Annotated in this window: 12 protein-coding genes; 10 read left to right on the forward strand and 2 right to left on the reverse strand. The window is 48.9% G+C overall.

Features of this window, described 5'->3' with window-relative positions; translation table 11 throughout:
* Positions 1-1,374: 1,374 nt before the first annotated feature.
* The gene (locus tag A8O25_RS14860) at positions 1,375-2,910 is read right to left on the reverse strand and encodes a TROVE domain-containing protein (protein ID WP_066836263.1); all 1,536 of its coding nucleotides are present in this window, start codon (positions 2,908-2,910) and stop codon (positions 1,375-1,377) included.
* 174 nt (positions 2,911-3,084) lie between these two features.
* On the opposite strand from A8O25_RS14860, the gene A8O25_RS14865 reads away from it, so the two are divergent.
* On the forward strand, positions 3,085-5,295 hold the full coding sequence (locus A8O25_RS14865; RefSeq protein ID WP_066836265.1) for an ATP-dependent nuclease: 2,211 nt from the start codon (positions 3,085-3,087) through the stop codon (positions 5,293-5,295).
* Between the two features lie 57 nt (positions 5,296-5,352).
* On the opposite strand, the gene A8O25_RS23000 is transcribed toward A8O25_RS14865, so the two are convergent.
* On the reverse strand, positions 5,353-5,505 hold the full coding sequence (locus A8O25_RS23000) for an RtcB family protein (protein ID WP_153042764.1): 153 nt from the start codon (positions 5,503-5,505) through the stop codon (positions 5,353-5,355).
* A 438-nt stretch (positions 5,506-5,943) separates the two neighbouring features.
* Here A8O25_RS23000 and A8O25_RS14870 point away from each other — a divergent pair, with 438 nt between their 5' ends.
* The 9 genes from A8O25_RS14870 (at position 5,944) to A8O25_RS14910 (ending at position 18,046) form a co-directional block, all read left to right on the forward strand.
* On the forward strand, positions 5,944-6,666 hold the full coding sequence (locus A8O25_RS14870; protein ID WP_241499041.1) for a GntR family transcriptional regulator: 723 nt from the start codon (positions 5,944-5,946) through the stop codon (positions 6,664-6,666).
* Between the two features lie 237 nt (positions 6,667-6,903).
* Positions 6,904-7,500, forward strand: a complete 597-nt coding sequence (locus tag A8O25_RS22735; RefSeq protein ID WP_082893667.1) for a carboxypeptidase-like regulatory domain-containing protein — start codon at positions 6,904-6,906, stop codon at positions 7,498-7,500.
* The gene (locus tag A8O25_RS14880) at positions 7,470-10,055 is read left to right on the forward strand and encodes a SusC/RagA family TonB-linked outer membrane protein (RefSeq protein WP_338152753.1); all 2,586 of its coding nucleotides are present in this window, start codon (positions 7,470-7,472) and stop codon (positions 10,053-10,055) included. Before A8O25_RS22735 ends, A8O25_RS14880 begins: the two co-directional genes overlap by 31 nt.
* A gap of 18 nt (positions 10,056-10,073) precedes the next feature.
* Complete coding sequence (locus A8O25_RS14885) at positions 10,074-11,555, forward strand: RagB/SusD family nutrient uptake outer membrane protein (protein ID WP_066836271.1); 1,482 nt, start codon at positions 10,074-10,076, stop codon at positions 11,553-11,555.
* Between the two features lie 17 nt (positions 11,556-11,572).
* Complete coding sequence (locus A8O25_RS14890) at positions 11,573-12,523, forward strand: ROK family protein (protein WP_241499042.1); 951 nt, start codon at positions 11,573-11,575, stop codon at positions 12,521-12,523.
* Between the two features lie 6 nt (positions 12,524-12,529).
* Complete coding sequence (locus A8O25_RS14895; RefSeq protein WP_066836273.1) at positions 12,530-14,308, forward strand: class I mannose-6-phosphate isomerase; 1,779 nt, start codon at positions 12,530-12,532, stop codon at positions 14,306-14,308.
* Positions 14,309-14,315: 7 nt separating this feature from the next.
* Positions 14,316-15,710: a sugar porter family MFS transporter gene (locus A8O25_RS14900; protein ID WP_066836275.1), complete on the forward strand. Its 1,395-nt coding sequence runs from the start codon at positions 14,316-14,318 to the stop codon at positions 15,708-15,710.
* A 101-nt stretch (positions 15,711-15,811) separates the two neighbouring features.
* Positions 15,812-16,627 carry a hypothetical protein gene (locus A8O25_RS14905; RefSeq protein ID WP_153042765.1) on the forward strand — a complete coding sequence of 272 codons (816 nt, stop codon included), beginning with the start codon at positions 15,812-15,814 and terminating at the stop codon, positions 16,625-16,627.
* Positions 16,628-16,813: 186 nt separating this feature from the next.
* Positions 16,814-18,046 carry a DUF4185 domain-containing protein gene (locus tag A8O25_RS14910; RefSeq protein WP_066836279.1) on the forward strand — a complete coding sequence of 411 codons (1,233 nt, stop codon included), beginning with the start codon at positions 16,814-16,816 and terminating at the stop codon, positions 18,044-18,046.
* The last annotated feature ends 104 nt before the right edge of the window (positions 18,047-18,150 follow it).

Raw genomic sequence — 18,150 nt, forward strand, 5'->3', positions numbered from 1 at the left:
TTTTTGGGAACCTGTTTGGGAAAACAGCAAAAACAGAAGGGGTAAAGAATAACCAAGGAAACGGGCGACAAGCGGCAAAGGCCTTTCTCTGGTGTGCATCTCATACACCAAGCCCCGTCCTTTGGAAGGAGGGGCCGCAGGTCTTGCACCTGCCCCACCAGCGTGGAACCGAAGTATCCCTTGCCTACGGCACCGTTTCCTGGCTATTTTTCTTAAAACTCATCCAAACCAGGTGCTTCCTGTAAAACAGGGAACAAGCGGGCGACAAACGGAGGGAGACTTTTGCGTTGCTCTACCTCTGAGCTACACCTCCCGCTTGGGGAGATGGAGGGAATCGAACCCCCGGCACACGGCGGGACAGGCGAAGTAACTCCCCCCTACGGCACCGCTCGTTTTTGCCCTGGTTTACAGAAAACAGCCTGAAAACAGAAAAACAGGAAAGGGCGACAGGCAACGGGAGGCGGTCAAGTGGAAGTAGAAGTAACTCCCGTCTACGGCACCTTTCCTTTTCTCTGGATGGACATTGGAGGTTCATTTAGCAGGCCCCGCCTCCAGAACTCCTGTTCTGAAACAGGGGCATCAGGCAAGGCTGAAATGAGGGAAAGGGCGACAGGCGGTGCGTGTATTTCCGCTGTTGCCAGCGGGCAGGATTCGAACCTGCGAGTCCTAAGACCAACCACGAAGTAGCACGCATTTACGGCACCTTTCCTTTCCTCTGGATTTCAAGCAAGATGTCAAATTCTCTGCCTGCACTAATAGAAATTGTTTTTTCAAAGCACAGGAGAGGAGAGAAGAAGCAGGAAAGGGCGACTGGCAGCGGGAGTAGGTGCATGGCTCTACCACTGAGCTATACCTCTTTTCAGGGAGGTGGGGGGATTCGAACCACCGGCCTATGCGTTGCGAGTTGGAAGTCGAAGTAACTCCTGCTTAACGGCACCTTTCCTTTCTCTTCAAACCTTCCGCCCGTTTGGCGGAAGGGCACTTTATTGATGTTCTTTTATAAGGATTTACTTTGGGCACCCCAGCAGATACTCCTCTTTGAAGCAGGCCGTTTCATTCTCACTTTTCTCTGGTTCAAGTTTCTAACTTGGATCTATTTTGAGCTGAAGTTTTCAACTTCAGTGAGGGGAATGCCTCAAGATACACATGGCTGATTCTCCCAGATTGCTGAAATCTATGGCGCGGAAGTTACTTCCGTGACGTACCAAGAGCGGGTTCAGGCATGCGCGGTTCTCCTGTGTAAACATCCCCCTTCGCCCCCTTCATAAGGGGAGTATCTGCTGGTAACACCACCCGTGGGCTTTGCCGATAATCTTTCTGTTTCCGGCCTGTTTTCCAGAAAACAGGCGAAAACAGAAAAATGGCTTCACTTAGTTACCCTTGCAGCTCAATGGCTTCTACCATGGCCAGGGCATCGCCGCCGTTTTCCAGGGCCTCCAGTACCTCGAAGACTTTGTCTGACCAGCCGGCAATAAGGAACACGTCTTCCTGCAGCAGGCTGAGGGGGGCGGTGCCGTAGCCCGCCAGGTCAAAGAGGTAAAGGCGCGCGCGGGGGTGAAAGGCTTTGTATTGGGTCCACTCCTGCGCCAGGCTGTAGCCGTCATAGTTGCTGTTCCAGAGTTGGCAGTCAGTGAAGAGCATAATTTTGTCTGCCCGCACATAGCCCGCCCGGAGGTTATGCAGCACCAGATGGCCGTTGGTGCTGTAGCCCACTTCGCCCTCGCGCCGGTAGAACTCCTGCACGTTGGCCAGCACGCCCCTGCGGGGCAGGTTGATGACCTTAAACGTATCCCCAAACATGCCCGCCACCACGCGCTCACAGGTGTGCTGCAGCAGCATGCCCAGCAACAGCCCTATGTCATAGAGCTGGATCTTGCTATTGGCCGACACACTCTTTTGCATGGAACCCGACACGTCACAGGCCACCACCACTTTCTGCTCCTTGGAGAAGCCCCGCAGGTTGCGCACGCTGTGCTGCACGGCGGTCTCCAGGGCGTCTAGCACGCGGGGCACGTCTGGCGAGAACAGGGGCTGCACCTCGCGGTACGCCGAGAGGAAGCGGAACGGCAGCTGCCTGGCCTTCTGCACCGCCTGCGGGTTGGCCAGCGTCTGGCACACCTGCTTTATGTGCGCTTTGGACACGTTGGCCTCCAGAATGTTGCGCAAGTTGCGCAGCAGGGCCATGTAGCCCAGCTGGCCGCTGTCTATGAGTTCTTCCCACTTGTTCCGGAACGCCAGATTGCGCTCGCCGCCGTTCCGGAAGTGCTGCTGCCCCAGCGCAGACAACTCGGTTTCCCAGGTGTAGGGGGTGGGCAGGGTGTTGGTGGCAATCTGGTCGAAGACACTTTGCTGCTGCGCGTCTTTGGCCTTGGGGTGCGCCAGGAACAGGGCGTCCCGCAGTTTGACCTCGGCGGCGCGGTTGTACTTGGCGAACTGGTAGGCGTCAAAGCGGTTGAAGGCCAGCGCCACGCCCCGCTGCAGCTGCTTGGAGAGCCGGTGCAGTTTCTTGGTGCCCTGGCGCCCGTTCCGGAACTGGTAGTAGGCCAGCAGCTCGGTGATCTCGTCGGCGCGTTGCAGGGTCTGGGCCACGGCGCGGCTCACCAGGCTGTCGCCGCGGTGGGTGAGGGCCAGTTCTACCAGCAGCACCAGGGGCACGCTGCGCAGGTGCATCTGGGTGCGGGTGTACACCGCCAGTTGGGCCACAAAGGCAGGCTCGTTCTGGGCCACCAGCGTCTGCAACTTCTCCAGCCGCGCGTTGGCGGACTGGTAGAAGCCGTCTTGCAGGGAGGCCGTGACGGCCGCCGCGTACAGCTCGGCCTTCGGTCCCAGTTTCCAGGCCAGCGCCCCCTCGTGGTTGAGGGTGGGGGCCTCGGTGGCGGTCGCTTTCGGTCTGAAGAAGTTGAATCGCATCGTGGTAGTGGTTAGTGAACGATGCAAAGGTGAGGGGCTCCTGCGCAGTCTTTTTGCGCAGGTGGGGAAAGATTAAATTTTTTTTAAGTCTATTGGATAATAAAAAATGTGGATAAAATAATACTTGAAATGGGTTGTTGAAAAAACTAAATCCATATTTTTAAAGAAAAAACTATGTATATATCTAAATTCTACGCTCATAACTATAGAAGCCTGAAGAATGTTGAAGTAAGCTTCAAAAATGGAGTCAATGTTATTGTAGGAAAGAATAATTCTGGAAAGTCAAACATCGTCAAAGGTCTTGATATATTATTAGGTGATAGATTTCCTAACTACATAACCTTCACTGATAATGATTTTTATACTGAAGAACATGTACGTGAATGTTATGACTCAGATGGTAAAATAGTATTGAATGGGAATGATGTCGTTTTTGAACCTTATGAAAGTATAGAACAAAGTTTCTATTTGGAAGCCACTCTAGAGGGGAGAGATTTTGACGAAAATAAAATTAGAACTATAAAGAAAAAAACTGCTCTTTCTAAAATAAAGAGTTTTAATTCCTTATTTAAAGATGATAATGGAAATGTAAAAATAGACTATGAGTTTTTTCAAAACTTAGACGAGATAGATAACTCTAATAATATAGAAGAAATCATTCAGTATGGTAGAAATACCAAAACAAAATGGTGTAGTGCAGAAGAACTATTGCAGTTTCTTAAAAATTCTACAATCATTAAACTTTTCTTTACCAAAAATAAAGATGAGGACCAATCTGGTTATGGTATGTTAATGTGTGATTTGAATGGCGATTACTGGATTACACATTTTATTTCAAAAAAATTACGAGATTCACTGTTAACAACAGCTTTGATTGGAACCTTTAGAAGTCCAAAAGATGAATTAAGGAATGTTCATTATAGCTGGTTTGGAAAGTTAATAAAAGGCTTATGGGATCAAGGGAAAGACAAAGTTGATGACTCTGTTGGCGAACGAATTGAGTTGTTGATCCAGAAGAAAACAGTAGATATAAAAAAATTAGTTGATGGAGTATTTGATGATAATACACTAGACTTAAGAGAAATTCTCATGAGAGCAATCTCTCACAAGAAGGTTAGTTTTAAATTATTAGATGATTCATCATTCGATTTATATAAAAATATAAGACTATTCGTGAATGATGGTATTGATCGGCCTTTGACTGAAAAGGGATCAGGAATACAAAGTGCAATTATAATATCTCTGTTTTCTGAATTTTGTAAACAATTCCATAATAATAGTTCTTTGTTGATTGCAGAGGAGCCTGAGTTGTTTCTGCACCCTCAAGCTAGAAGAGTGATTGCTGCAGAATTAAGTAAGTTTTTGAATACTGGAGAAGCTCAAAAGCGGCAGCTTATCATAAATACTCATTCAACTGAATTTTTGAAAAATATTTCCCCAGACTGTATAATCCGAATTTATAAACCAGAGGATAGTAATTATAGCCTAGTGTATCAGTTATGTGAGGATGTAAGTGGTGCTATTGGTAATGATTTAGTACGGCTATTATGGTCTAACAATTGTGAAATTTTTTTCGCAGATAAGGTAGTTCTTGTTGAAGGTGGTGAGCTTTACTTATTAAGTCCAATAGTGGATAAGCTTACTGGAGATAACCAGCTTTTAGATTATAATAATGTTTCTGTTATTAGAGTTAATGGAAAAGGAAACTTTATTACATATATTAAGATGCTTAATGAATTTAAAATTAAGTGGCTTGTATTAGGTGATTTAGATTGTTATAAGGATGAGGTAGGAAAAATCGTAAGACATTTGCAAATACAAGATATAGATGGTGATGTAGCTCTTGTTCAAAACGCTATTAAGAATATAGAAACAGATTATAGTAAAATTCAAGAAAGGAATAAGAAGATAGTAAAAAATACTGATGCTCAGCAGTTAAAAAGAGTATTCGAGCTTTTTGTGCATGGAGAAATAGAAAGAGATAACGAAGACTTAATTCAAATAATACAGGAGATGCAGGATAAGTATAAGTTGAAAGATTATTATTCTGCTATTCAGGAGTCTGGATTATCTGAAAATTTTTCTAAAGTCCAGAAAGCATTGAAAAAGTGTAATGTATTTGTTTGGTCTAAAGGCGAGCTTGAAAATTATTATACAGATGCATCACGTGCTGTAAAAGGAAGTAAGGATATTGTTGCCCTGGAAATATCATATGCTTTAAAAGAAACAGATAATTCTGTTGATGATTTCTTCAATGAAGTTGATGAGTTAAAGGAGTTAGTTGTATCAATATTTTCTGATATAAAATTAAACAATGATGAGATCGCCAAGGTCATTTCTACATATGGCGTTGTAGAAGAGGAAACTCAGCCTAGTGAAGAGTAGATCATAACAGTGAGTTCCTACTGTTATTGAAATAGATTCTAAAACTGTGGGAACCTCTTATTCCCCCTCCAAATACTGCTCATCCCCACACATACCCACAATCTTCTGCGTGAAAGTCCCCACCACGTTCACCAGTTCCTGCTGGGCGGCCATAACCTGGTGGATGTCTTTGTAGGCCAAGGGCGCTTCGTCCAGGCCAGAGTTGATCACTTATGCCAACCAGTGGCTGCTGCACGCTCAGCTCCTCTTTCTGTTTTTGGTCTGTTTTTCTGAAAACAGCCCAAAAACGGAAAGCCTAATTCCTTCTGCAGAGATCGCAACTGTGTTCAAAGGAAATAAAATTGCAATAGGTGTACATATAGGGGACTACTTGCTACTAACTTACCCATGCCGGCTAATCAGACAGATTGACCTTCCAATCAAACAGATCTCCTTCCTTCTTTTGCTCTTCTTATAGGTGCTCTTCACGTGAAGGAGGAACAAGCTATTAGAGGTTTGATTTTCATTTTGTCACCATACTGGCTAAATGTGCGCAGCTGAATGACGAAATATTAAAAATATTCTTAAAAATTTAGGAAATATATTTTTTTACTCTACCTTTAGATCGTTGAATATGTATGAACATATAGACATATGTCTTTTGAAGGTATGAAGGTTTTTAACATAGATCATGGCAGTGCCATTCCTCTTCACCTACAGGTTGAGGATCTCTTGCGCGAACTTATTAAGAATCCTGAGTACCAGGAAGGCAAACTGTTACCCAATGAAGTAGCCCTGGCCAAACAGTTGGGTATTTCCCGTAACACCGTGCGGCAGGCCACCAACAAACTGGTGTTTGAGCGCCTGCTGGTGCGCAAGAAAGGCGTAGGCACCACGGTGGCCAAAGACAACATCACCACCAAACTTGACAAGTGGTCCAGCTTCACCCATGAGATGGGGGAGAAGGGCGTCACGTTCCGCAACTATGAGATTGAGGTGGCCCAGGTAGAGGCAGATGAGGAAATAAGGCGGCTGTTTAACATTACCCGCAAGTCTAAAGTGGTTAAACTGGAAAGGCTGAGGGGCCTTGACACAGGCCCCGTGGTGTATTTCATCTCCTACTTTCACCCCCGCGTAGGATTAACCGGCAAAGAAGACTTCACCCAGCCGCTGTATGACATGCTGGAGCGCACTTACCATACTGTGGCCTCAGTGTCTAAAGAAGGCATCAGCGCCATCTTGGCAGACAAAGAACTCTCAAAGAAATTAGAGATAGCCGTTGGCGATCCTGTCCTTTTCAGGAAAAGGGTAGTCTGTGACCCAGGCGCCGGCCTATTGAGTATAACCTTGGCTTTTACCGGGCAGATAAATTTACCTATACCATTGAGATAGAAAGAGGATAGGCGTTTCCTGCCGGGCAGGAAGATCTATGTACAGAACGTGTTGCTTTAATAAAACGTGCCTCCTTCATGCCTGGCTAGGATGGCGCGTGCAGGAGAGCGGGCACCTGAACACCTTCTTTTAGACTGTTCCTGTTGGGATTAAGGCTTTTTAGGCTTCTTATATGTCTGAACATATGAACATATAGATTATAGTTCCTTTTGTTTAACCACTGTTGCATACGTACATATGATTTTCCATCAAAAAAGGTCTCTTGTTTTTGCGCTTTTCCTGGGCAGCTTGTGCTGTGGGTACAGTGGGCAAGCAAGAGCCGCCAGCCGATTAAGGGCTTTCCAAGCCCCGGCAACACGCACCGTCACAGGGAAAGTAACCTCTAAAGACGGGAACGAAGCGTTGGTAGGGGTGAGCGTTTCTGTAAAGGGTACTACCACGGGTACCGTTACCAATGCGGCGGGTGAATACTCCATTGCGGTACCCGGAGATGATGCCGTGCTGGTGTTTTCTTACATTGGCTTTGTCACCCGCGAGATTCAGGTGAAAAACCAGTCCACCCTGCCGGTGGTCTTAAGTACCAATGCGCAGGAACTCTCACAAGTGGTGGTGATTGGCTACGGCACCACCACCAAAAGCGATTTAACTGGCTCTGTGGCCTCTGTTAAGTCAGAAGAAATTTTGGCTACGCCTACTACGTCTTTTGAACAGGCGTTACAAGGCCGGGCGGCCGGGGTGCAGGTCACCCAGACCTCAGGCAAGCCCGCGCCGAAGCCTCTATCCGGATCAGGGGAACCAGTTCCATCAACGCGGGCAACGAGCCCCTGTACGTGATTGACGGCATGCTGGTGAGCAGTGACGGCAATGATATGGCCTTGGGGGTGAACCTGGGGCCGCGTATCAGTGCCCTGTCTACCATCAACCCCAATGACATTGAATCTATTGAGGTGCTGAAAGATGCATCGGCCACGGCCATTTACGGTTCAAGGGGGACCAACGGGGTGGTGCTCATCACTACCAAGCGCGGCAAATCAGGTGTTGGTACCGTCACGTTTGATACCTACTATGGGGTGCAGCAGGTGGCTAATAAGTTAGATGTTCTGAACGCAGCTGAGTTCGCAGATTTGGTGAACGAAGCCAAAATCAACGCCGGCCAAACACCTATCTATAACAATCCCACCAGCCTAGGGGAAGGGACTGATTGGCAGGACGAGATATTCAGAACGGCTCCCATGGCAAATTACCAGCTTTCCTTCGCCGGGGGCGATGACAAAACCAAATATGCCATTACGGGCGGCTACTTCACCCAGGACGGCATCATCAGAAACTCAGACTTTAAGCGCTACTCTTTCAGAGCCAACCTGGACCGGGATCTGAGTGCTAAGCTCACGGTGGGTAACAGCCTGAGCTATGCCCGTATCACGTCTTCTGGGGTATTAACCACCACGGAGACCATTGTGCCGGGGGTGACTTCCTCTGCGTTGCAGTTCAACCCAATCCTGCCGGTGTACAACGCCAATGAGCCGGGCGGTTACACGTTTGAGAACCGTGGCGGGAATTACTTAGGAAAGACCCTGGGCAATCCGGTGGCCGATGTAAATGAATTCACCTCCTATGGGGTGACTTCCAGAATCCTGGGGAACGTGTACGCCCGCTACAAAATTCTGGAGAATCTGGAGTTCAGGGCCAGCTTTGGGATTGATGGGTTCTCCTCTAAAGAGAATGCCTTTGGTCCTAACTTCCTGAAAAGAACCCAAGCCAGTAAGGGAGAGGCGTCAATAGGCACCGTGACCGGTCTTACATGGCTAAATGAGAACACGCTTACTTACAAACCAGTCATCCATGAGAACCATAAAGTAGATTTCTTATTAGGGTACACACTGCAGGAGTTTAACAACGAGAGCCTGCTGGTGATGGCGTTTGATTTTCCGGATTCCCGCACCGGCTACCATGATATTTCTGCTGGCCTGCTGCCGCAGAAACCAGCCAACGCGGAGTCTAAGTGGAGCATGGTCTCCTACCTGGGTAGAGCCAATTACACCCTGTTTGACCGCTTCCTGTTCACCCTAACGGGTAGGGTGGACGGATCCTCCAAATTTGCCGCTGGTAAGCAGTATGGCTTCTTCCCGTCTGGAGCGGTAGCCTGGCGTATCTCAGATGAAGCGTTTATGCAGCCGTTTACCTTTCTTAATGATTTGAAGCTGAGAACCAGCTACGGCATCATTGGGAACCAAGCCATTCCTCCGTATCAATCTCTGTCTTTGGTGGGAGCCTACGGACAAGGAGTGTTTAACGGAACAGAGGTATATACCGGGAGAGAGCCGCTCACCTACGCCAATAAAAATCTGAAGTGGGAGACCACCGCTCAGTTTGACATTGGAGTAGATGCTGCCTTCTTGAATAACCGCATCACGGTAACCGCAGATTACTACAAGAAGAAGACGTCTGATCTGCTGCTGTCTACCCCCATCCCGTACACCAGCGGCTTTAACTCTACTGTGCTTAACGTGGGAAATATCCAGAACCAGGGGGTGGAGCTGGACATCCGCACCATTAACACCAAAGGCCGCTTTGACTGGAGAACTTCGGTCAACTTTACGTTGAACCGCAACAAAGTCACCAACCTGAACAGCGAAGTAGACATTCTCATGGGTGGGGGCACGCTGCTGCGGGTGGGTGAGCCGGTAGGTACCTTCTACGGGTACATCTTTGACGGCATCTTCCAAACCGATGAAGAGGCGCGTACCAGTCCTGTGCTGAAAGGGCAAGAAGCTTCATCTTCTAACCCGGCGTCCCGCGCCCGCGCCGGTGACCGGAAGTACCGTGACATCAATGATGACAAAGTGATTGATGAGAAGGACAGAACCATTCTGGGCAGTGCCCAACCTGATTTCACCTGGGGCATCAACAACAGCTTCTCCTTTAAGGGCATTGAACTGAGCTTTTTCTTCCAGGGATCGCAGGGGAACAAGATGGCTAACCTCAATCTGTTTGACCTGCAGAATTTCAACGGCCAAACCAACGTGCTGGCAGAGGCCGCCCTTAACCGCTGGACGCCCTCCAACCCAAGCAATGAGTACCCAAGAGCCTTGGCGTCAGGCAGCCTGGACAACGGTGTCTTTTCTTCAAATATAGTGGAAGACGCTTCTTACATCCGCCTGAAAAGCGTGACGCTGGGGTACCAGGTGCCCACCACCCTTACTCAGAAAGTGAAAGTGAAGAACCTCAGAATCTACGCCAGCGCCACTAACCTCTGGACCATCACCAACTATTCAGGCTACGACCCAGAGGCTAACACCTTTGGACAGAGCACCGCCGTGTTTGGGGTAGACAGAGGCGGGTACCCGCAGGCGAAGACCTATCTGGTAGGGCTGAACATTGGGTTTTAATCTTTGAATGCTATAACCATGAAGACATATTTCATCTCACTCAAAAAATGGGCAGCAGTGCTTTTGGCGGTACTGGTGTTGCCCTCCTGCCAGGATTTTCTGGAGGAGGACCCCAAGAATTTTGTGGCCATCACCAACTACTATAAAACCCCTGATGATGCCATTGCCGCGGTCAATGCCATTTACGCCTACCTCAACTCAACCAGCACCGGTTCTACCGCAGGAGTGTACCACAGTTCCTTCTGGGTAGCGGCTGGTCTGGCCTCAGATGAGCTGTTGAATGCCCATCCGTTTGCGCCTGACCTGGACCAGCTGGCTACTTTTACGCATGGTCCACAAAACGCAGCATTATTGGAAATCTGGGCCATGCATTACAAAGCCATCACTATCGCTAACATCGCCATAGAACGCATTCCGGGTATTGCCATGGAGGAAAACCTGAAGAACCGGTTGCTCAATGAAGCCCGCTTCCTGCGCGGTCTGCTTTATTTCAATATGGTGCGCATGTTCGGGAGCATTCCGTTGCTGACCAAAGAAGTAGAGCCCTTAACCCCTGCGGTGGCTACCCCTGACCAGATTTACGCCCAAATCATTACTGACTTAACTGCCGCCGAAGCGCTCCCATTAAATTATGTGGCGGGCAATGGGAAAGGCAGAGCCACCAGAGGTGCCGCAAAAGCCCTGCTGGCCAAGGTGTACCTCACCCGCAAAGACTGGGATAATGCCGCCAAAAAAGCAAAAGAGGTCATTGACTTAAACCAGTATGAACTGTGGGAAGACTTTGCTGATGTTTTTAAGCTGTCTAGCCGCAACGGGAAGGAAGCCATTTTCTCGGTTGGTTTTGGGGACCAAGGCGGAGCTATAAGTTTCTGGGAGGTGGGACAGTTCAATGTAAGGTTACTCCCTTCAGAACTAAGTGCTGAAGGTGTGGAAAATGCCCAAGGCTGGCAAATCCCTACCCTGTACCTGTACAATTCATATGACTTTAACGACCGGAGAAGGGAGGTCACTTTCTTAACCCAGTATGTGAATAGAAGCGGCGCGGTCACCCAGATAAGACCCTACATCCAGAAGTACTGGGACCGAGCGGCTGAGCCCAAAGGTAATGGGTCTGCCAACGACTTCCCGGTACTGCGCTACGCAGATGTGCTCCTGATGTACGCTGAAGCTAAGAATGAACTTAATGACCAGGCCACTGCGCATGAGTACATCAATAAAGTGCGCAAGAGAGCGCGCTTTGACGGAACGGAGTACCGCACCACAGTGCCAGACTATGTTAATCTAACCAAAGAGCAGATGCGCGCTGCAATCATAAAAGAGCGCGCTATGGAATTTGTGGCTGAAGGGCACCGGTGGTTTGATCTGGCCCGCACGGGTACTCTGGAAACGTTGGTGCCATTGGCTAAGCCGGGTGTGGTGCCTACGGCCAAGCACTATCTGTTCCCTATACCGCAACGGGAGCGTGATCTCAACCCTAACCTTCCGCAGAACAATTACTAATAAACTACTTGCTGAGTATGATGAAGGAACCAATAGCCATTGCCATGGATCTAGGGGGCACTAAGATCAAATTAGGCCTGGTGCAGGGGGGAAAGGTATTGGCCATGACGCAGATGGATGCTTATTCTGACCAGGGGTTGAGAGGACGGCTGCCATATATCCGGCTGACCATTGACTCTCTGCTGGAAGAAAACAAGCTCGCGGCCCCGCAGTTGGGCGGAGTGGGGGTTTCCATTCCGGGTATTGTAGACAGCGTGCAGAAACGAGTCCTTTCTATTGATAAAAAGTTCGGCGACGCTCCGGAAATTGATTTCACAGCCTGGGCCAGGGAGGCATGGGGCTTGCCCATCATCCTGGAAAATGATGCCCGGGCGGCTTTGGTTGGGGAATGGCAATATGGCAATGGCAAGGGAGTGAACAATGTGGTATTAATGACCTTAGGAACCGGGGTAGGTACCTCGGCCGTGATAGAGGGAAAACTGCTTCGGGGCAAACATTTTCAGGCAGGTATCTTGGGGGGGCACTTCACCATCAACGTTGCCGGGAGGCTTTGCAATTGCGGTAATGTGGGCTGTGTGGAGGTAGAAGCCGCCAGTTGGAGCATTGAAGACAAAGTGAAAGCGCACCCAAATTATACCAAAAGCCTGCTACGGGTAGAGCCTAAAATTGATTTTGCCGCACTCTTCCGGTGGGCAGAAGAGAAAGATGCCCTGGCGCAACAGCTACGCGACGAGAGCCTAGATGTCTGGGCTGCCTGCGCCATTAACCTTATTCACGCTTATGACCCCGAAGTACTGCTGGTGGGAGGGGGCATCATGGCCAGTGGCGCCTACATCATTCCCTACCTACAGGAAAAGATAAACCAACTGGCTTGGACCCCTTGGGGGAAAGTGGAAGTAAAACCAGCCTCTTCTTTCAACAGTGCCGCCCTCTTAGGAGCCGGTTATTTAGTGTTACACCAAAATTGATCAGTTTTGAAAAAATCAAATTACGATAAGTTCCCAGAGATTAAAGTCAGCGGACATAGCTGTGTAGTAAGTTGGGAGGCCATTGCCCAAACGCTTCAGCCACAATTAGCAGACAAAGCGGTGATAGCAGTGGATTGTTACCACGGTGTTGACACCGTCAATGTCTTAACCAGTCTGGAGGAGAAACTTCAGCCATCTGCTGTGTTTGACGCCTCCGCCGCCTTCAAATCTGAGGGGCAAATCAATGAGCTGGTAAAAGAATATGTCACTGATGATCCGGTGTTCGGGTACATTGCGCCACTCCACCTTACTGATTTCTTTGATGCGCAGAAGCTGGCGGCAATGAGGGAAGAGATTGAGAAGGTGCCAAATGGGTTGGTGTTGGTGGTAGGGGTTGGAGCCGGTTTGGTGTACCCCAATCCAGATGTGCTGGTGTACGCAGATATGCCCCGCTGGGAAATCCAATTACGGTTCAGAAGGGACAAAGTAGGGAGCCTGGGAGTCTTTAATGAAACAGAAAGCTTCTCCTATCTCTACAAACGCGCCTTCTTTGTTGATTGGCGGGTGTGTGACAGGCACAAGAAAACCTTGATGGATTCTTGGGACTTCCTCTTAGATACCACCAATCCCGATACGCCCAAGCTCATTACCGGGACAGCCTTCAAAGAGGCGTTATTACAGACAATTAGCCAGCCTTTTAGAGTGGTGCCATTTTTTGATCCGGGCCCTTGGGGAGGGCAATGGCTGAAAGAGGTGATAGATTTAGACCGCTCTGAGCAAAATTTCGCTTGGGGGTTTGACTGCGTGCCTGAAGAGAATAGCCTCTTATACCGGTTTGGGGAGAATGTAGTAGAAGTGCCCTCTTTGGATTTGGTGTTTGCGCATCCTAGAGAGTTGTTGGGGGCTGAGGTCTTTGAAACGTTTGGAGACGAATTCCCTATCCGGTTTGATTTTCTGGATACCATGGAAGGCGGCAACCTGAGCCTACAGGTACACCCCCTCACCGAATACATCCAGGAGAAGTTCGGCATGCCTTACACTCAGGATGAAAGCTACTACATGCTGGAGGCCAAGGAAGACGCCTTTGTCTATTTGGGCATGAAAGACAACGTGGTGCCTGAGAAGATGCTACATGAACTGGAGGCGGCCCAAACCCATGGTCATTATTTTGAGGCGGAGAACCATGTGGAGAAATGGCCGATCAAGAAGCATGACCACGTGCTGATTCCGGCGGGAACGGTGCATTGTTCCGGGGCTAACAGTGTGGTGCTGGAGATTAGCGCCACTCCCTACATTTTCACCTTCAAGCTCTGGGATTGGGGACGCATGGGACTAGACGGCAAGCCAAGACCCATCTCCCTAGAGCACGGCAAGAATGTGATCCAGTGGGACAGAACAACCCAATGGACGCAGCAGAACATCATCAACAAAGTAGAATTGGTGGCTGAGGAAGATGGCTGGCGCGAGGAAAGAACCGGTTTGCATGAAGGCTCTTTTATTGAAACGCGCCGGCATTGGTTCTCAAAGGCTGTTCCCCACCATACCAATGGGGTGGTGAATGTGCTCAATCTTATTGAAGGTGCTGAGGCTATTGTAGAGAGTCCTTCCAATGCCTTTGCTCCCTTTGTGATCCACTACGCTGAGACGTTCATTGTGCCAGCCGCCGTGGGAGCCTATACCATTCGGCCTTACGGGGCCGGTGAGGGCAAAGAATGTGCTACGCTCAAAGCCTACGTGAGAACCCCACTCCACTTTAACGCAAAGTATTCCATCACTAAAAATTAGTCTCTTTATGGAAAAGACCGGAAGTACCTGGTTTGTGTACAGAATCACCATGGTGGCGGCCGTAGGTGGACTCCTCTTCGGGTATGACACCGCCGTGATCTCGGGAGCCATTGGCTTCCTACAGACCAACTACAATTTGTCTTCTGCCATGATGGGTTGGATTGCCTCCTGTGCCATTCTGGGATGTATGCTGGGGGCAATGTTTGCCGGTGGGCTCAGTGACAAAGTGGGCAGGAAGAAGGTGTTGATGCTTTCAGCGGTTCTTTTTGCCGTTTCTTCTGTGGGTACGGCCATGCCACCTAGCCTGACCTGGTTTGTGGTGTTTAGATTAATTGGAGGACTAGGCATTGGCATTGCGTCTATCCTAGCTCCTATGTACATCACAGAAATTGCCCCCGCCGCTATTAGAGGGCGGTTGGTCTCTATCAACCAGTTGGGCATTGTCACCGGTATTCTCCTCATCTACTTTGTGAACGCCGGTATAGCAGGTCTGTATGATGAAGCTTGGAATATCACCACGGGCTGGCGCTGGATGTTCGGCTCGGGCATTATTCCTTCGGTCATTTTTATGGCGCTGCTCTTTTTTGTGCCCGAAAGCCCGCGTTGGCTGGCGAAGAAAGGGCAAGTGGAGGAGCCGCTGGCTATCCTTACCAGAATCAACGGCCCACAGAAGGCGCAGGTGGAGTTGAACCAAATCAGGGAAACCCTTTCAGAAGAGACCGGCACCTTGGGCGAGCTGCTGAAGCCGGGACTGCGAAAGGCCTTTTTCATTGGGGTGGTGCTTGCCATCCTTTCCCAGATCACAGGGATAAACGCCATCATGTATTATGCGCCAGAGATTTTCAAGTCAACCGGAGACGGCTCTGACTCTGCCTTGTTGCAGACAATTCTGGTAGGTACAGTGAACCTGCTCTTCACCATTGTGGCTATTAAATATGTAGACAATTGGGGAAGAAAGGGACTGCTGCTGGTTGGTTCTGCGGGCATGGCCGTTTGCCTCCTCATTATTGGTGGTGCCTTCTATCTGGAGATGGTGAAGGGGTACGTGGTGCTGGTCTTCATCTTAGCCTACATCGCCTTTTTTGCCGTGTCTTTAGGGCCGCTGGCCTTTGTGATTATCGCCGAGATTTTCCCTAACCGTACCCGAGGCAGAGCCATGTCTATCTGCTTAAGTGCCCTCTGGATAGCTGTATTTGTGGTTTCCCAGTTCTTTCCCATCCTGCTGGAAGCCATAGGAAGCGCCTATACCTTCTGGATTTTCATGGTCATGTCTGTCATCACCTTTGTCTTTGTTTGGCGCCTGGTGCCGGAAACAAAAGGCAAAACGCTGGAGGAGATAGAAAGGTCATGGACCCACGTGCAGCCTGATTCCCTAGAACCACAATCCATGCTAGTCAAATAGGTTAAGAACACATTTCAGTACTGCTGTTCCTTCTTACAAAATCATCTTTACAGACCAAATTTTCACTCCAAACTGACTAACAAACTCGAAAGCTAATTCCCATGAAAAAGACAAAATCCTACCTCTTTACCTGTCTAGCCTTGGTGGCTATGACCTTCTGGACAGCCTGCTCAGACGATGAAAGTACCCCAGACGGACCAGCAGTGTCCTTGTCAAAAGAAGATGTATCTGGCAAAACGGGGCAGAACATTGAAGTGAAAGTGAATGTTGCCGCACCAGGAGGACTGAAGTCGCTTACTGTGACCAAACAGGTCAACCTGCAGAATGACAATACCTTTGGCACCAACGGTGTGCAAACCATTCAGCTGCCTGCCACTGCGCAGAACAACTACGAGCATACCTTTACCTATACCCATGCTCCCAATGAGGTTGATAAACTGGTAGGTTTCACGTTCAAAGCCACAGACGCCAACGGGAAAACCACAGAGAAAGTACTTACGGTGAATACCGTAGCCTCTGGCGAGCAGATCATTTATTCTTACCGCTGGAACCTGAAAGGCAAAATGCACACCACGCCTAACCCAGATGTGAATGACCTGAAGGATTGCGAGACAGATGATTCCTTTGTGTATAACCAAAACGGCACCATGGCGGTGAACTACGGCACCAAAGCCTGTACGTTTGACGGGTTCAACGTGTATTCTGGCTGGACTTTAAGCGCCGATGAGAAAACCTTTACCCAAACGTATTCAAGTTTGTTTGATCCTTCTAAGGTGACCGTAGAAACTTATAAGGTGAAGTCGCTGACCAAAGACCGGATGGTGTTGGAAATCACCATGGATCTGTCAGAATTCGGGCCTCCTTACACCGCAAATGAGACGTTTGAGTACACCTTTGATGCCAGCCCTAAACAATAAGATGTAAGCTCTCTTAGCTTTCCTGTTTTTGGGCTATTTTTCTAAAAATAGCCCAAAAACAGGAAGTCAAGATTTCCTCAAAAGTGGCTTTGGTGATTCTTGCCAAATGAACCACTTAAAATCTGCATCGACTTGCTTTCATTAATAATGAGATAATCCTTCTCCTTTTCTCCTAAATCCTTTTCAATGAATTTTCATAACCAGATTATAAAAGGAGCGGCGTTGCTGTTGCTGCTCTCTACAGCTTCATGTTCCTCTGAGAAAATTGATTCAGGAGAGGAGACACAACAGAAGCCCGTGAACACAGATATCAACTCCTTAAAGTTCAAAGTGGAGGAGGCCCCAGAATGGACGGCCCTTTTCAAAAGGAACTCTGGGTGGTTTGGGGCCGACGGCATCTTTGCCATTCCTAAAAACGGAGTAGATACAGCAGGAGCCGGGAAAAGCACCGAAACCATGCTGGTTTTCAGCGATACCATGATAGGGGATATTAAAGACGGCAAGTTGAGCCCCGGTTATAAAATGATTCACAACTCGGTAGCCATCATCAAAGGGAGCACTCCTTCGCCGGAGAACATTACCTTTTACTGGGACAAAAACGCAGCGGGGCAGCACAAATCCGTTTTTGAGCCAAAAACACCTGCCACCAAAGACGGTGATTATTATTGGTTAGGAGACGGCTTTGTCAACACCGCCAAGAACAATGATACCTACATTTTCGGGTACCGCGTGCGGGACACCGGGGCGCAGGTGTTTGGGTTTCAGGAAGTGGGCAATGCCTTGATTATCATTCCAGCGGGCAGCAAGCCGCCATTCAAAGACCAGCGCCAAATGGATACGCCCTTCTACCTGGCAGGCAGTAATCCTGAGGAGTACGGGTCATTGGGTGCAGGCATTTTTGTGAACACCAAAGAGGCTGGGGCGCCTAAACCTGATGGGTATGTGTACGTGTACGGGGTGCGGGGCAAAGCAAAAAACGTGATCCTGGCCAGAGTGCTTCCCGCTGATATTGAGAATTTTGGCAAATGGCGTTACTGGGACGGGGCAGGCTGGAGCGAAGACATCAACAAACTCGCTAACATCACAGACCGAGCCTCTAATGAGTTAAGCGTGACGCCGCTGCCAGACGGGCGGTACGCCATGGTTTTCCAGACCGATGGTATTGGCAGGACCGTAGGCCTGCGACTGGGGCTTAGCCCGCAGGGACCTTTCGGCCCTATCATTAACCTCTGGGACTGTACCGAAGACATAAAAATGGACAAGGATTTCATTGTCTATAACGCCAAAGTACACTCCAACCTTTCTGAGCCTGGTGAGCTGTTGATCAGCTACAACGTGAACTCCTTTGACTTCTTCAAAGACATTCTGGTACATCCTAATCTCTACCGCCCACGGTTTATTAAAGTAAAACTGCAATAGGTTTAGAGATTCTATTCTTTACTTCTTGGTTTCCGTTTTCCTGTTTTCTTGAAAACAGCCCGAAAACGGAAATAGACCCTTAAGCACTAGAGGTTGAATCTGTC

Origin of the sequence: Rufibacter ruber (assembly GCF_001647275.1) — a bacterium.
Classification (GTDB): Bacteria; Bacteroidota; Bacteroidia; order Cytophagales; family Hymenobacteraceae; genus Nibribacter; species Nibribacter ruber_C.

Coding starts and splice junctions, on each gene's coding strand:
- A8O25_RS22735 (WP_082893667.1), top strand. CDS start 6,904: ATGATTTTCCATCAAAAAAGGTCTCTTGTTTTTGCGCTTTTCCTGGGC.
- A8O25_RS14910 (WP_066836279.1), top strand. CDS start 16,814: ATGAATTTTCATAACCAGATTATAAAAGGAGCGGCGTTGCTGTTGCTG.
- A8O25_RS14905 (WP_153042765.1), top strand. CDS start 15,812: ATGAAAAAGACAAAATCCTACCTCTTTACCTGTCTAGCCTTGGTGGCT.
- A8O25_RS14860 (WP_066836263.1), bottom strand. CDS start 2,910: ATGCGATTCAACTTCTTCAGACCGAAAGCGACCGCCACCGAGGCCCCC.
- A8O25_RS14870 (WP_241499041.1), top strand. CDS start 5,944: ATGAAGGTTTTTAACATAGATCATGGCAGTGCCATTCCTCTTCACCTA.
- A8O25_RS14865 (WP_066836265.1), top strand. CDS start 3,085: ATGTATATATCTAAATTCTACGCTCATAACTATAGAAGCCTGAAGAAT.
- A8O25_RS14885 (WP_066836271.1), top strand. CDS start 10,074: ATGAAGACATATTTCATCTCACTCAAAAAATGGGCAGCAGTGCTTTTG.
- A8O25_RS14890 (WP_241499042.1), top strand. CDS start 11,573: ATGATGAAGGAACCAATAGCCATTGCCATGGATCTAGGGGGCACTAAG.
- A8O25_RS14900 (WP_066836275.1), top strand. CDS start 14,316: ATGGAAAAGACCGGAAGTACCTGGTTTGTGTACAGAATCACCATGGTG.